This is a genomic window from Catenulispora sp. GAS73 (genome assembly GCF_041262085.1).
In the GTDB taxonomy this organism is placed as follows: Bacteria; Actinomycetota; Actinomycetes; order Streptomycetales; family Catenulisporaceae; genus Catenulispora.
The window spans coordinates 58,317-72,757 of the sequence record NZ_JBGCCM010000020.1 but is presented as its reverse complement, the minus strand read 5'-3'; the positions used below and the strand labels follow the sequence as shown (position 1 = coordinate 72,757).

Sequence of the window (14,441 nt, the reverse complement as noted above, 5' to 3'; positions counted from 1 at the left end):
GAACTGTCTGACCAACCTGGTTACGGCAGCGGTCGATCGATTCGGGTACGTGGCTGTGTGCCGTGACATGTCGAAACTGTCCACGTGCACCAGGGCGTGTCTGGAGGCGACAGGAGCCAACTGTGATTGCTCCTGCCACGGCGCCCATCACGGAGAGGCCTCCGATGGCTGGTTCGAGCGCATCGGAGACGTGATGGTCACCGATCAACGCGAGTTCACCCGCAGCGTCGTCGTGTATCAAGCCCGAGGCGAGGACGGTGACGCCGTGATCTACGCCGGGGAACTCAGCGGTCACCGCTACCGTGCGGACCGCAAGAGCCGTACAGGGTGGCCGAAGGCTGCACAGTTCATGTGCGCGGGCTGATCGGTGGCGGGTATCGCGCTGGATCGGCGTTCAGCCGCGCAGCGATCTCCTCGTGGGTGCGACGGTCGAGAGCGCGCCAGGCTAAGATCTGCTGGACGACGGGGCCGCGTATCGGATCGGGGCAAGACGGGTCTTCGTTTTGCACTGATTTGCCGGGTCCAGGCCGTCGACGTCCAGTCGCACAGGCCACTGGTCGACCGGACGGGTGCACCAGCGGATCAAGTCGACCATGCTCTGTGGCGGGTCCTGGTTCTCCACCAGACAGCGGGCAACCAGACGGTCCAGGGCGCGCTGCAACGACCCTGGGTAGGGCAGGCGAATTGGGTCACCTTCGGCGCACCGTTCAGCCAGATCGCTCCGACCCGACACCAGCAGCCGCACGACCACTTCGTCGAAGTCTTCCGGTCACGCGGCGACCGGAGATAAGTCAATATTCGAAGACGCAACGCTCACAGCCGACCACCGTACGCGCCGCCACCGACACTCACGGCAACATGCGGATCCAGCGACTCGCTTACCATGCTGCGCACGATCATCGACGTGGATCCGGAGGAGCCGCGGGTAGGTATTTGTCCAGGCTGATCCCGTTGTTCCAATGACTGAGCAGGTCGCGATCGATGAGAACGACCTGCTGGCTGTCCGCCAGCTCCCGGCTCTGCTTGGTGTAGCGCCACGCGGTTGTGACGAATACTGGGACGTCCGCTTTGTGGACGGCCCGCGCGGTTCCCAGGAATCGCTGGAGATCCGGCCCGGGTACCGGGTTCCCAGGCTTGTACCGCTTGCACTGAATCACGATGCGACGCCCGTCCGGAGCTAGAGCGACGACGTCCGCGCCAAGATCGCCCGTGCCTCCACGGTGCTGGAAGACGGTGAACCCGTCGCGATGGCATAGCCCGGCGACGAAATGCTCGAACTCACTGCCGGACATCGCATCGATGCCCTCCAGACTCTGATGACGTGCGGCGCGCTCCAGATCGGCCAAACGGCCAGCCTCGGCGGCCTGCTCGGCCCGCCCAGCCTGAAACATCGGCGTCAGAACTTTGCCAAGTGCAGCCAGGACCATCGCAAGCCCAATCAACGGCCAGCCAGGTCCCAGCGAGCCGGTACCGGCTTCTACCAGGGTCACCGCGGCGCCAGCCCCGATGGCGATGAGGGCCGCGCGATTGCCGCTGCGGGAGACCGGCGCCGCAGATGCGGGACGCGGCGATGGCGCAGGCCGTCTTGGGCGTGGTGTTCCACGAGACGGTGATTTGGATGCGCTGGTGCGGCGCGTCGCAGGCGCGGACATTGTCCCCCCCAGGGATGTTGAGAATGCGGTGAGTCGAAGCGTGCTGGCGTCAGTGCGATACGCAGCGTTGCTTCACGACTGAATCCTGGCAAAAGATCCGAGTTCTGTCAGTACTCTGATAGAGCCTACGGTCCTACGGACAGTTTCGGGCTCCTGGCGGCACCGTTCCTCGAATTGTGAGCGCGCGTCGCGCTCTACTACCCGGAAGATCCGCGACGCCCCCCATCTCCCGTGCCATGTCCCAGGCTGTGCGGTGGTCGATGGATTGCCGTTGATTGGCTGTCTACGTTGTCAGGTCCGCTACGAAAGCCGTGGCCAGGTTCGACGCCAGCTCGATGCTGCTTCCAGCAGGTCTAGCATTGTGGTCAACCGCTCGCAGTTTGGATCAATACGGTGACATGCCGATGATAGGATCCGGTCCGTCCTTGGTGTTGTCGAACAGGGCCAGGTCGGCTATTCCCCATCATTACCGATCGGTCACCACGATCCTGGCACTTTGGCGCGTCCACCTACCGGCGCGGCGCGTGGATTAGTCGATATCGAGGATCGGATTCCATGCGAACCACTCCAGGGTGTCCGTGCCGAGCTCGTAAGGTGCGGTCGTCGCCTCGGTTCCGGAGGCACTTGGCCGCCTGACCCGACGCGGCCGTTCACCTGGATCTCCGGTCCGTCAGCCGCGAGCGACATCGAACTCGATCGGTCGAGGGCGTACACGGGCCGCGTCGGTTCGACGTGATCGTCACAAGCCCCTGATTTTCCTCACGGTGTTCGGGACCTGCGGGCCGCACTGCGTCAAGGCCGCCGCACCGCTGTTTCACGCGGTTGCGGCGGCTCGTGGGAAACATGGTCAACGGGCGGGTGTGTTTACGCGGGCATCGAGAATTCGCCGTTGAAGACACCGAGTTCGAATGCTTCCCATTCGCCTCGGTTGAACACGAGCACCGGGCTGTTCGCCGTGGTGCTGGTGCGGACGTGCGCGAGGCCGTCGAAGAACCGGACCTCGACGCAGTTGTCGTCGTTACCTCCGCTGAAACTGCTCTTGAACCACTGTTGATCGAGTCGCGTCATGTGCCTGTCCCCCTGTTGGTTGCCGCGCGCCGCGACAGGCGTGTCGCGGCGCCTGCGTGAGGCAGGGGTTCGCGTCCTGCGGTCCTTCTCGCTTCGCTGCGGTATCCCCGTGCGCCTCATGTCCGGGGTATTCCGCGGGCGGTTGCAGCGGGCTTGCAACATCCTTGGCGCAGAGCTTGTACGGCGGAGGCTTCCTGGGGCGAGTGTCGCGCTCAGGGAGGCGTTGTGGGGTCGGGTACGGCTGCGGGGTGATGAAGCCGCTGGTAAATGGCGTTGGACCGTTGGGCGAAGGCAGCTGCTTCTGGATCCTTGCGCAGGTGGAGTACGTCTGCAATGGCGCGGAGAGCATGGGCTTGGTCCAGAGGGGCCTCGGCGGTGTCGGCTTCGGCGAGGGCCGCGCGGTAGGACTCCAGGGCCTCGGCGAGTCGCTGCCGGCTTCGGTGAGCGTGCCCTGTGGCCAACTGGATGCGGGCTTGGCGGAGCGGGTCGTGGCTTGACGCGGCCAGGTGCGAGGCGTGTTGCAGGTGTCGGAACGCGGCGTCGTGGTCGCCGTGGTGGGTGTGGGAGTCGGCGAGGTTGATGCGGGTGTCGATTTCGTTTCGGCGGTCGCCGAGGGCTTGGAACAGGTTCAGAGCGATGTGGAATGAGGATTGGGCTGCCTGGTGTTCGCCGCGTTCGCTCTGGACGGCGCCGGTGTTGCTGGCGAGCACGGCGATGTTCTGCGGGTCGCCGAGACTGTCGACGATGGGCTTGGCCTGCTGGAAGAGTCGCAGTGCCTCGTCGATCCGTCCGGCTTCCCGGTACATCTCGCCGAGGTTGGTGAGAATGTCGCATTGCAGCGCCGGATCCCCGGCTTCGCGGGCAGCGTCCAGTGCCTGCCGGCACAGGGTGAAAGCCTCGTCGTGGCGGCCCAGCTCGAACATCTGGATGCTGAGGTGTTCCTCGGCAACCGCCCGCCTGCCGATTTCGCCGAGCTCGTCGTAGAGGGCTGCGGCATGTTCGTAGGCGGGAATGGCTTGTGAGGGCTGACGCGCGTGCCAATGTGCTCGGCCGATCTGCACCCACGCGTCGGCTTGACCGTATCGGTCGTCGCACTCGATCCAGACGTCGAGGGCGCGGTGCGCGGTGGAAAGCGCCACGTCGAGTTCTCCAGCGCGGATGCGTGAGGCTGCGAGGTCGGTGAGCAGCCGCGCGGCGGTGGCATCGTCGGCGTGAGCGGGCTGGTCGGCGTCGGCTTCCATGGCCTGCTGGAGAACGTCGATGGCCTTGGCCGAGTCTCCGCGGCGGTCGAGGTATTCAGCCAGGACCAGGGGGAGCAAGGGGGCTTGCGGGTGCCAGCCGCGGTCGTGGGCCATGACGTTGATCGCGTCGAGGTTCGGCCATTCCGAGCCCAGCCAGCTGCGGGCCTGGCCCGGGGTGTCGAACGTCGGTATCGACCAGGGGAGGTTCGGCGCTTCGGTGCTGCGGCGCCGTTGGGGGTGCACAGCGTGGTCGGCGCGCAGCGCGGTGGCCAAGTAGAACTGGAACAGGCGGGCCAGGGCGCTTTCGGTTTCCTGCGGGCTGTGCCGCCGGCCGAGTTCGGTGAGGGCGTACTCCCGCATCAGGTCATGCATCCGAAAGCGATGGGGGCGGGTCTCCTCGATCAAGTGCTGTTGCAGCAGGGCTTCCAGCGCGACGTCGGCGGTCGCCGAGTCTGCGCCGATCAATGCGGCGACCGCGTCTGTTGTGGCGTCGGGGCCGGGATTGGCTGCCAGCAGGCACAGTGTGGTGCGCAGGTGGTCGGCCAGAGCATGGAACGAGAGGGCGAACGCGGCATATATACGGGAGTTGATCTGGTCGGAGGCGGATCGGGCGAGCGCGGCGACCAGGTGCTCGTTCAGGTCCGCCAGGGTCCAGGTCGGGCGGGTGCGCAGATACGCGGCGGCCACTGCCATGGCCAAGGGCAGTCCACCGCATCGGCCGGCGAACTGCTGCTGATTCTCGGCCAGGTCCGTCAGGTCCCGTCCGACGATGACGGACAGCAACTCGCCGGCCGCGTCGTCGGACAGCGGTCGCAGTGTGTGCTGTCGCAGTCCGGGCAGGCCGGAAAGGCGTCGTCGTGAGGTGAGCAGGACAACGGTGCCGGGTGTGGCCGGCAGCAGCGTCTCGATCTGATCGCTGTCGGCGACATCGTCCAAGAGCAGGAGGAGCCGTCGGCCGTTCGTGCGCCTCCGCAAGAGTGCAGCCAGTGCACCGGTGCTGTCAGCGCGTTCCAGCTGCCGGACGGGGGTCGCGAGGTCGTCGAGGATCTGGACCAGTGCGTCGCGAGCGGCGACAGGAGGCTGGGAGGGGTGATGGGTTCGTAGGTTGACTTGCAGCACCCCGTCGGGGCAGTGGGAGCGCAGCATATGTGCTGCACGAACGGCAAAAGCGGTTTTACCGATGCCCGGCATGCCATCAACAGCATATAGGGCGAGGCCCGTTCTGCCGCGCAAATCCTGGGTGATACGCGCCTGGAGTTCCGCCAATTCCGCGTCGCGGCCGGCCAGATGCGAGGGATCGGGATCAAGCGTGTTGGGGATCCATGGCTTCTGTGCAGCGCCCGATGGCTGCTGGCGCGAGGTACCGCGCAGAATCTGCTGGTGCGTGGCGCGCAGTTCTGGACGAGGCTCTATGCCCAGCTCTTGCAGGCGTATTCGGGTGGTGTGAAACGCGGTCAATGCCTCTTCGGTTCTGCCCACCGTGTCCAGTGCGGACATCAGCAGGGAAACGGCCTTTTGGTCGGTGCGGGCTTCGCTGGTGAGCTCGGTGAGCTCACCGATGAGGTCATCGCTGGGGTCCTCCGACTGCAATTCGAGCTCGATGCGGGTCAAGGTGGCGTTGCGTCGGTGTGCGAGCAGTACCCGACGCGTCTTCTCGGCCCACTGGCCTTCGATTCCCACCAGTGGCTCCCCGCGCCACAGTTCCTCGGCGCGCCGAAGCAGTGACCGGGCCAAAAGCGGTTCGGTGGAGCGGACACTGGAGCCGCGGTGGAAGAGGTGGAGGAAGTGCTTGGCGTCGATGTCTTCGGACGGCAGGTCAAGCCGATATCCGCCGGCCGGGGTACTGACGATGAGTTCGTCTCCGCAGGCATCTCGGAGGTGCTGCCTCAGACGGCTGACATATACGTGCAGGCCCTGGCGCGCCGTCCTCGGGAGCTCGCGGTCCCACAGCCGTTCGGCCAGGCTCTGTGCCGAGACGGCGTTGCCGGCTTCCATGGCGAGGATTGCGAGCAGAATCTTCTCTTTGAGGCTTCCGGTCGGCCAGGGTCTCTCGTCGTGCCACACCTGGATTGCGCCGAGCAATGTGAGCCGCACGTGGGTTCCCCCTCATCGGCTGCGAGTGCACTCTCCGCCCTCCATGTCTACACCCGGGATCGGCCCGCTTCCAGGATCTATTGCTGATATGTCGACGAATGGCCTGAATCAGTCGGATTCGGTGAGCTGAACGGTCGTGAGCCCGGCGAGGCGGAGCCGGCAATCCAGAGCCATGGCCCACTGGATGAGGCCGAGGGCGCGAGGGTGTGTTGCCAGTGTTTCCCAGTTCAGGATCGACGACCGACTGACGCCGGCTTTCCGTGCGACTTCCAGCTGGGTCGACCGGACACTGCCCTTACGGACATCCCGGAGCGTCCCGGTCAGCCTTCTGAGCTCGTAGCTGTCCCATTCTTCACCGGGATCGCGCGACAGGGGATATCTGACCTGAGCGTCGAATGCATCGACGATCACAAGTCTCAGCCTCAGAACGCGCGCCCACAGGACGAGGTGGCGAACGGTCAGGGACTCCTGTCCGGACTCCCATTCGGTGATCGAGTTCGCGGAGACGCCGAGCATGGCGGCCAACCTGTGCTGGGGCAGGTCGCCACGACGTCTGCGGGCCCTGGCCAACTGGTTTGTGAGTAGGGCGAGTTCCGGGTGTACGTCCGTCTCGGCACGCGGCGCCATGATCACCTCAAGGCTTCTGTCGCAAACGTCTGATCGGCGTTCGGCGACGTTCTGGTCGGCTGTGGCGACCTGGCGGCTGTGCTGCCCATTGCCGTGCGAAGCCAAACGCGGTTTGAGCCGAAAGCGAAACCAGGTCCGGACAACAAAACTACACCTAGGTTCCTGACATGCATGTATTTATCAGATCAAAGGGTCAAATACGGCACCCGGCCAGCGTGTTGCCCAGATAACTTCGCCTTCTGCTAGGCTCCCGTGCACGGGGCCAGTCTGAATGACTGACAACATGAGTATCGTTTTGGAGGGACCCGTTGAAGAAGGCGCGCTTTGCACTGGCCGCAGCCGTTGCGGCGTTGGTGGTCTGTGCTCTTCCGGGGACCGCGCAGGCCGCCAGTGCCAGCCCGGTACAGGCTCAGGCCTGCCCGGCAATTACGGACAATTGGGTCGATAATGCGGCGGCGCCAGCAGCGATGACGGCTGGCACCTCTGCGCTGTTGATCCTGCTGAAGGCGGCAGTTGCGGAGACTCTCGGCGAACTGCGGGTTATAGCCGATCTCTCAGGCTCCGACGCAACTTCTCAGAACGCGAATCGCTGAATCCGCGGAGAAGCCGCACACCGTCCTCGCGTGCGGCGCGCGCATCCTCAGTCTGGCCGAGGCGGTCCAGGGCGTCGGCCAGCAATCCCAGAGCCTGGGCGTGGCGCCACGGTTGGTCCAGCTCAGAGTACGTGCTCGCGGCCAGTTGAAGAGCTTCCGCTGCTTCGGTAGGCCGGTCTTTGGCCAGCAGGGCCCGGCCTAGCCCGGTGTGGGCCTGCGCTTCCCGAGCGGGTTGGCGAAGCGGGCGCCCGAGCGCTATGGCTTTCCTGAACGTCTCAAGAGCTTGATCGTACAGCTCACCCGTGTACTCCAGGGCCCCCCGTTCCAGAAGCACTGCCTGATGCAGCAACGGCAGCTCAACCTCATCAGCGATCTGCTGAGCCGCATCAAGCTCGATCGCAGCCCGCGATAGTCGGCCACTCTCGCGATGAATGCGGGCCCGGAGAAGCGGGGGAGTCGCCAGCAGGCGGCGATCGGCCCCCGCGCTTAGGTAGGCCGTCTCCACTTGATCGGCAAGGTCCATCGCGAGCTCGAGGCGCTCGCTTTCGAAGGCGACGTGGGCCGTGCCGCTCAGCGCCGCGGTCGCGCCGAGTTCGTCGCCGAGCGCCCGGCTGGCATTCAGCGCCTGGCCGAACGCGGTGTCGGCCCGGCCGAGGTCGTGCCGGGCCAGAAAGATCAGCCCGAGGCTCGTCGCCGAGCGAACCGTCCCGGCGTGGTCCCCGATGCTTTCCCAGACATCCAGCGCGGCCGTGTGATGGACAATCGCTTGATCGATGCGGCCGGCCGCACGGCAGGCATCAGCCAAAGTGGCCGAAACGGCGGCGCGAGCAGTCTCGTCATCCAGCGCCTCGGCCGCCTTCGCGCCGAGTCCGGCCATCTCGAACCAGTCGTCCAGCGGCAGATACACAGCGTGCATGCCGTGCAGCACCACCGGGAAGCGCCAAGCCAGATCCCACAGCCCCGCTGCCGACACAGCCTGCGCGACAGCCAGCAGGTTCTGCTGTTCGGCTCGGTACCACTTCGTTGCCTCGTCGGAATCGGAGAAGCCGAAAGAGCCGGCGGACAGGAACAGCGCGGGCAGAGGCGGGGCTGCCAGACTGGGAAGCGCGGCGCGCACGGCGGCTTGAGTCGTTGCCAGATACCAGCGAGCGCATCGCTCAAGCGCGGCGCCCCACTCTTCCGGCGCTTCGTCTTGACGAACCTGTCCAGCGGCATACGCCCGCAACAAGTCGTGGAACTGATACCGGCCAGGACCGGTCTGTTCCAGCAGGTGCGCCCCAGCCAACAGATCGAGAAAGTCCCGCACCCGATCAGGCTCGACGCCCGACAGGGCCGCAGCCGCCCCGATTCCGAACTCCGCGGATGGATGAACTCCGAGAATCCGGAACACTCTGCGTGCTACCGGAGGCAGCGCCTGGTACGACCAGGCGAACACCGCGCGGACGGTGTCGGATTCGCTGGCGTCCTCCGTCGACAGCGCCGTCCACCGCGACGACTCACCCCGGAGGTCTCCGAGTAGTTCGGGCAATGGCATCAGCGGCCGGGCCGCGGCGCGTTCTGCCGCGATCCGCAGAGCCAACGGAAGCCGTGCACACAACCTGACCAACTCGCCGACATCCGCGGCCGAATCGTGGTCCCGATTCCCGGACACCGCCTGCTCCACCAACGCCACAGCATCCGGCACCGGCAGCAATCCCAGTGTCAGCCGACGAGCTCCATCCCGAGCCGACAGCCCTGACAACCGTCCTCTGCTGGTCACCAAGACCATGCATCCGGCGTCTCCGGGGAGCAGGGGGCGCACCTGTCCCACGGTCGCCGCGTTGTCAGCCACCACCAGCACACGCTGCCCGGCCAACAGCGACCGATACAGTTCGGCCCGTTCCTCCAGGCCCTGCGGCATTTCCGCAGCCGGCACGCCCAGCGCGCGCAGGAAACGTTCCAGCGCTGCTTGCGGCGCGACCGGCGGCCCAGAGTCATAGCCTCGTAGGTTGACGAACAGTTGCCCACCGGGGAACCGGCCGACCGAGTGGTGCGCGAAGTGCACGGCCAACGCGCTCTTGCCCACGCCCGCAGTACCGGCGATCACCACCAAATGGACGCCGCTGGACTCGCCGTCGGCCGACACGAGCCCTTCGAGGTTTCTCAACTCGTCGACGCGCCCGATGAATCCGTTGACGTCAGCCGGAAGCTGACGAGGCGGAGCAGGTTTCGGAGGTTCCGGGACGTGGAAGTGGACACCTCCGTGAACGTCTCGAGCCTGTACGACATCCCTCGCCGAACCGGAAAGGGATGAGGACACCGCCCCCGGCGACGAGAAATCCTGCCCGCGTGGCTCCTCGACCACGGTACCCCCAGCCCAGGTGCAGTCATTACCGTCCTTAGCCGCACTCTAGTCATAATCGGGACGAACGACAGCGGGTGCGAGCTTATTTTTACCGGCACCCGCCCTAGTCATGCCGCCCGCATCGAGTCCCGTCGAACGAGCTGAGGAACGAAGAGGCGGCTCTCGTGGACGTGTTCGTCACTGGCTTCGATCTCGTCCATGAGCAACTGCACCGCAGTGCGGCCCAGGTCTTCCACCGGCTGCTGAACGGAGGTCAGCGGGGTGGCCGCCAGGGTCGCGACACCCAGATCGCCGTATCCGGTGACATCCCGGGCCTTGCAGCGCGGCGTCATGACGGGCCGGTGCTGAAGTGGCTGCGTAATGTCGACGCAAGCACCATCTGGACCGCATCGGTGTGCACCGGATCGCTGCGGACATATGCCTGAGACTTCTCCCGTTTCTGGGCGGGATTCGGTAAAATTCCGCCGCTCCTCGATGCGGACCCCTTTCAGTTCCTCGACGTCCGAGTACCTCAGCTGGGAGGGGATCCGAGCGGCCGGGCTTTTGACGAAGAGCCTGAAGTCTGAGAGCTTCAGATACGCGCTGACACAATCGTTGACGTGTCGGTACGTCACCTTCTCTGTCGCGGCGATGAGCTGCATTTGGTAGTCGACGGGGAAACCGTAGGCGACGACGTGGTGGAGGGCGTCAGCCGTTCCGAGAGCGCTTTCCTTGAGGGACATCAGGCCACTTGCCCGATGCGCCCGAGCGCGGGTCACCTCCGTCGCTGACTCCATGCCTGCCGAGGTCGCGGATCTCCCGGACTAGGCATGTTCGGCGGGCCTTGCCACGCTTTCTACACAGGTCGGTACGTGTGCGATCGTGATCTTGCCGAGGTGCGGCGCCGATCGACCCCCGGCGATGCTCTACGAGGCCCGGAAGCCCGACCCGTTCGGCACGACGATGTTCCCGCCCAGTGACATGCGTCGTCAGCTCGGCGAAATTCGCTTCCCGCTTGGCCGAACCGGTGAACTGCGGGCGGTCACCCCGGGACGGCTACGGTCGCTCGGCCGGCGGATCGACAGTCCGCGGTCGCATCGGAGCGGCGCCGGAAATCCGCTGCTCAGGAGGCGCAGGTGAACGTCGGTGCAGTTTCCGAAGACTTGACCGAGGAATCACCAAGGCGCTATCAAGTCAACCCTTAGACAGAGTTTCTACTGTTCACCGGTGGCTCTGTCGCAGTGATCAGCAAGGTCTTCAGTTGCCGGCGCAGCGTGGGAAGTCGAGAGCAGGTGATCAGAATGGTGACTTCGGAGTTGGTGGACGTACGGCGCTCTGGGCTGTCGCTCGGGAGCCTGGCGGTGTTTTCCCAGGCCGGTGGGCTGCCTGTGGTGTTGGATCTGCCGTCGGCGGCGCGGCTGTTTGGGATCTGTCGGACGAAGGCGTACAGGTTGGCAAAGACGGGGGAGTTCCCGTGCCGGGTGCTGCGGGTCGGGCGTCAGTGGAAGGTACCGACGGCCGATCTGCTGGCAGTGCTGGGACTTCCGGTTGCATCGCCGCCGGCCACGGACGGCAGAGGAGTGGGTCGCCTGCGCGGGGAGCAGTTCGCCACGTGGTGATCGCCTTCTGAATCGGCGGCGGCGGGTTGGACTGGGGATGGGAGTGATCGTCATGAGTGCGGGTTCGGTGTTCAAGAAGTGCGGCTGCCGGGCGCCGGTGTTCAACGTGGACGGTTCGCCTGCGCTGGACGCGGCGGGGAAGCCGAGGAAGAAGCGGATCGGCTTGACATGTCCGAAGCTGCGGCGCGGTGCGGGGTGGAACCCGACGCACGGTATGTGGCATTTCCAGCTGGAGTTCAGGTTGCCGACGGCAGGTCGGCAGGTCGTAGCCCACGGCGGGCTGGCCACGCGTCTAGAAGCTGAGGAGCAGCTGGCCACGGTGCGGAATCTACTGGCCATCGCGGACCGGCTTCCCGACGATGCCGAGGCCGTGGAGAAGGTGAAGCTGGACATCATCGCTCGGATCCGCCGGGACCTGGCCGACACACACCGCCTTCCGGACTACGACGCAGTGCGGCGCGCAATCGCGGCGGGACAGCCCTTGGCCGACCGCATGACTGTGGGACAGTGGCTGACCCAGTGGCTGGCTGCCAGGACCGACCTGGCGGCTAGCAGCCGGCGTGTCTACACGGGCCATGTCGAGCAGTACCTGGTCCCGCATCTGGGCTCGATCCCGCTGGACACGCTGCGGGTCCATCACCTGAACCGGATGTTCGATGCCATCGCGCTGCAGTCGGCGCAGGCCGAATCCGACAACGCGGCCCGTCGCGCCGCCGAGCAGGCGGCCAAGGCCGCATGGCGCTGCAAGGAGTGGGAGGCGGCTCGCGAGGCCAGGCAACAGCTGGCAACGTTGCCGCCGTATCGGCCGGTGTGCGGGGAGGCGACACGGGCCAGGATCCGGGCGACGCTGCGGTCTGCGCTGTCGGCAGCCTGCGCCCAGCAGCTGATCGTAGTGAACGTCGCGGCGCTGATCGAGATGCCAGCCGGACGTCCACCGCGGGCAAGGGTGTGGACCGATGAGCGGGTGGCGCGCTGGCGCGAGACGGGGGAATTGCCCTCGCCGGTGATGGTGTGGACCCCGGCGCAGACCGCGGTGTTTCTGGAACGTGCCGAGCGGCACCGGCTGTGCGCACTGTTCCAGCTTGTGGCGTTCACCGGGCTGCGCCGGGGCGAGGTCGTCGGTGTGCGGTGGGTGGACATCGACCTTCCGGCGCGGTGCCTGACGGTGGCACAGCAGGTGATCCAACTGGGCTGGGAAACGGCCGTCACAGCGCCGAAATCGGAGTCTTCCGAGCGGGACGTGCCACTGGCTGGACCGCTCCAGGCCGCACTTGCAGAACACCGTCAGCGACAGGAGGCGGACGAGGCCGCGGCTGGGAAGGCATGGGTCGACAGCGGCCTGGTGCTCACCCACCCCGACGGCACCGAGCTGCATCCGGCGTGGGTGAGCGACCAGTTCCACGCTCTGGCACGGGAAGCCGGTCTGCCCCCAATCCGGCTGCACGACCTTCGCCACGGAGCCGCATCGCTCGCACTTGCGGCAGGAGTAGACATGAAAGTGGTGTCCGAACTGCTCGGGCACTCCAGCACCGCGATCACCCGGGACATCTACACCTCGGTGTTCACACCACTCAAACGCCAAGCGGTCGACGCTGTCGCCGCGGCGCTCGCCGCCGCACGCTCAGCACCCGCAGAGCAGCCCGACATCGACGAGCAGGACGCCGCGTAGTCAGCAGGAGGGCGGGATCCTTGCCCAGACGAAAACAGCAGGTCGGAGGCAGTGATTTGGACTTGTTCCCTGGTCCACCGACCTCGACGCCCGATATGCCCGAAGCTCGCGGACCGAAATCCGCGTGAATCAGGGCCGAGTCGAAGCCCTCTGACTCCCCAGGTGGCGGCTGATCCTCGGCGGAACCTGGTCCATTCCTGCTCCACACTCCTGATGGGCCGTCAAGAGCTTCTACCATTTCAAGATCCAAAATGCAAAACTCCAGCTCATGGCTATGAGCTGGAGTGTGCTACGGGTGCGCCGCCAGGGACTTGAACCCCGAACCCGCGGATTAAGAGAGGATCGCACGAAGTCCGCTGGTCGGAGCTATGTGAGCTGAGTTGGGTGGCGGTGGAGGTGGTCCAGGGTGAGGCGGGGGATGTCGCCCGCGGAGTTCAGCCTCACGCTCCGCGGTTCGCCAGGCGTCAGCGCTCGGGTCCTTGATCTCGTCACCGAAATCCGCTGTCTGGCAGCCACAGACCGACAGCCCTATCAGTCTCGCCGGACCGAACGCCTGGCCATGCCTCGGATCAATTCAGAGTCGCAAGCTCAAGGTCGGTTTGTGCGCGATCCTGTCCCAGCCTTCTGTACGTGCGTACCCTGAGATGACCCGCCAATCGCCGACACCCCAAGTTCGCAAGGAGCCCTCGTGACCGTGTCCGCCCTGACCGTGCTTGGTGTTCACGGCGTACGCAACCACCAGCCCGGTCTGACCCCGGACCAGGCCGGGACCCGGCTGGCTGGCTGGTGGCAGGACGGCCTGGTCAAGGGCCTGAGCCGGAACGCCATCGACGAGATACCCCCGCTCGCGACAGAAGTCGCCTACTATGCCCATCATCTGAACCGCAGCACCGCGCAGGGCGACGAGGACCCCGCCCTGCTGCCGGAACCGCTGCAACAGCAGATCATCGACTGGACCCGGCTGCTCGGCGTGCCGGACGATACCGCACAGGGCTGGCTGACGGCGCCGGCGCGCGCCGCAGTGTCGTGGACCGCGAGCCGCTACGGCCTCGACCGCCGGCCGTTGTCCATTTTGACGAACGCGCTGTTCCGGGAGGTCGACCGCTACTTCACCGACCCGGAGGCCCGTCAGTCGGTGCGCGGTGAGGTGGTCGACGCGCTGGTGCGCACCCGGCCCCGGGTGGTGATCGCGCACTCGCTCGGCTCGGTGGTCGCATACGAGGCGCTGTGGTCTCCGGCCGCCACCGGACTCGCCCCGCTCGATCTGCTCATCACACTGGGCTCGCCGCTGGCCGTGCCGGGCATCGTGTTCGACCGGCTCGCGGAACACCCGGGCCCGCGGGGGATCCCGCCGGGGGTGCGGCGCTGGGTCAACCTGGCCGATCCCGGCGATGTCATCGCGGTCCCGAAGGGCGGCGTCGCACGCGTCTTCGAGGGCGTGACTGATTTGCCGGGCAAGCAGATCGGGCTTTTCTCCTACCATCAGGTCACGAAGTATCTGGCGGCGGAGTCGGTCGCGGAGAGTTTGCGCTCGGTGGTGTGAGGGCGGCGACGA

11 protein-coding genes and 1 pseudogene are annotated in these 14,441 nt (G+C 66.0%); 5 read left to right on the top strand and 7 right to left on the bottom strand.

What is annotated here, in order from left to right; all coding sequences use genetic code 11:
* Positions 1-193 precede the first annotated feature (193 nt).
* Complete coding sequence (locus ABH935_RS28435; RefSeq protein WP_370380996.1) at positions 194-364, top strand: hypothetical protein; 171 nt, start codon at positions 194-196, stop codon at positions 362-364.
* A gap of 81 nt (positions 365-445) precedes the next feature.
* On the opposite strand, the gene ABH935_RS28430 is transcribed toward ABH935_RS28435, so the two are convergent.
* Both ABH935_RS28430 and ABH935_RS28425 read right to left on the bottom strand, forming a co-directional pair.
* The gene (locus ABH935_RS28430; RefSeq protein ID WP_370381116.1) at positions 446-733 is read right to left on the bottom strand and encodes a hypothetical protein; all 288 of its coding nucleotides are present in this window, start codon (positions 731-733) and stop codon (positions 446-448) included.
* Between the two features lie 163 nt (positions 734-896).
* The gene (locus ABH935_RS28425) at positions 897-1,490 is read right to left on the bottom strand and encodes a restriction endonuclease (RefSeq protein WP_370380995.1); all 594 of its coding nucleotides are present in this window, start codon (positions 1,488-1,490) and stop codon (positions 897-899) included.
* Positions 1,491-2,251: 761 nt separating this feature from the next.
* Here ABH935_RS28425 and ABH935_RS28420 point away from each other — a divergent pair.
* Positions 2,252-2,405: pseudogene (locus tag ABH935_RS28420) on the top strand (LUD domain-containing protein); the annotation flags it as partial.
* 111 nt (positions 2,406-2,516) lie between these two features.
* Here ABH935_RS28420 and ABH935_RS28415 read toward each other — a convergent pair.
* The 5 genes from ABH935_RS28415 to ABH935_RS28395 all read right to left on the bottom strand — a co-directional run bounded on the left by ABH935_RS28415 (position 2,517) and on the right by ABH935_RS28395 (position 10,341).
* The gene (locus ABH935_RS28415) at positions 2,517-2,720 is read right to left on the bottom strand and encodes a DUF397 domain-containing protein (protein WP_370380994.1); all 204 of its coding nucleotides are present in this window, start codon (positions 2,718-2,720) and stop codon (positions 2,517-2,519) included.
* A gap of 212 nt (positions 2,721-2,932) precedes the next feature.
* Positions 2,933-6,055 carry a tetratricopeptide repeat protein gene (locus tag ABH935_RS28410; RefSeq protein WP_370380993.1) on the bottom strand — a complete coding sequence of 1,041 codons (3,123 nt, stop codon included), beginning with the start codon at positions 6,053-6,055 and terminating at the stop codon, positions 2,933-2,935.
* A gap of 108 nt (positions 6,056-6,163) precedes the next feature.
* Complete coding sequence (locus tag ABH935_RS28405; RefSeq protein WP_370381115.1) at positions 6,164-6,682, bottom strand: helix-turn-helix domain-containing protein; 519 nt, start codon at positions 6,680-6,682, stop codon at positions 6,164-6,166.
* A 540-nt stretch (positions 6,683-7,222) separates the two neighbouring features.
* Positions 7,223-9,421 (bottom strand): tetratricopeptide repeat protein, encoded by a 2,199-nt coding sequence (locus tag ABH935_RS28400; RefSeq protein WP_370380992.1) that lies wholly within the window; start codon positions 9,419-9,421, stop codon positions 7,223-7,225.
* Positions 9,422-9,726: 305 nt separating this feature from the next.
* Positions 9,727-10,341 carry a substrate-binding domain-containing protein gene (locus tag ABH935_RS28395; protein WP_370380991.1) on the bottom strand — a complete coding sequence of 205 codons (615 nt, stop codon included), beginning with the start codon at positions 10,339-10,341 and terminating at the stop codon, positions 9,727-9,729.
* A 558-nt stretch (positions 10,342-10,899) separates the two neighbouring features.
* On the opposite strand from ABH935_RS28395, the gene ABH935_RS28390 reads away from it, so the two are divergent.
* The 3 genes from ABH935_RS28390 to ABH935_RS28380 all read left to right on the top strand — a co-directional run bounded on the left by ABH935_RS28390 (position 10,900) and on the right by ABH935_RS28380 (position 14,429).
* Positions 10,900-11,217 (top strand): helix-turn-helix domain-containing protein, encoded by a 318-nt coding sequence (locus tag ABH935_RS28390; protein ID WP_370381114.1) that lies wholly within the window; start codon positions 10,900-10,902, stop codon positions 11,215-11,217.
* Between the two features lie 52 nt (positions 11,218-11,269).
* Positions 11,270-12,886, top strand: a complete 1,617-nt coding sequence (locus ABH935_RS28385; RefSeq protein ID WP_370380990.1) for a tyrosine-type recombinase/integrase — start codon at positions 11,270-11,272, stop codon at positions 12,884-12,886.
* A 688-nt stretch (positions 12,887-13,574) separates the two neighbouring features.
* Complete coding sequence (locus ABH935_RS28380) at positions 13,575-14,429, top strand: hypothetical protein (RefSeq protein ID WP_370380989.1); 855 nt, start codon at positions 13,575-13,577, stop codon at positions 14,427-14,429.
* The last annotated feature ends 12 nt before the right edge of the window (positions 14,430-14,441 follow it).

Bases quoted from the DNA above. Each gene is read 5' to 3' on its own strand.
- ABH935_RS28435 (WP_370380996.1), top strand. From the start codon at position 194: ATGGTCACCGATCAACGCGAGTTCACCCGCAGCGTCGTCGTGTATCAA.
- ABH935_RS28415 (WP_370380994.1), bottom strand. From the start codon at position 2,720: ATGACGCGACTCGATCAACAGTGGTTCAAGAGCAGTTTCAGCGGAGGT.
- ABH935_RS28405 (WP_370381115.1), bottom strand. From the start codon at position 6,682: ATGGCGCCGCGTGCCGAGACGGACGTACACCCGGAACTCGCCCTACTC.
- ABH935_RS28395 (WP_370380991.1), bottom strand. From the start codon at position 10,341: ATGTCCCTCAAGGAAAGCGCTCTCGGAACGGCTGACGCCCTCCACCAC.
- ABH935_RS28390 (WP_370381114.1), top strand. From the start codon at position 10,900: ATGGTGACTTCGGAGTTGGTGGACGTACGGCGCTCTGGGCTGTCGCTC.
- ABH935_RS28385 (WP_370380990.1), top strand. From the start codon at position 11,270: ATGAGTGCGGGTTCGGTGTTCAAGAAGTGCGGCTGCCGGGCGCCGGTG.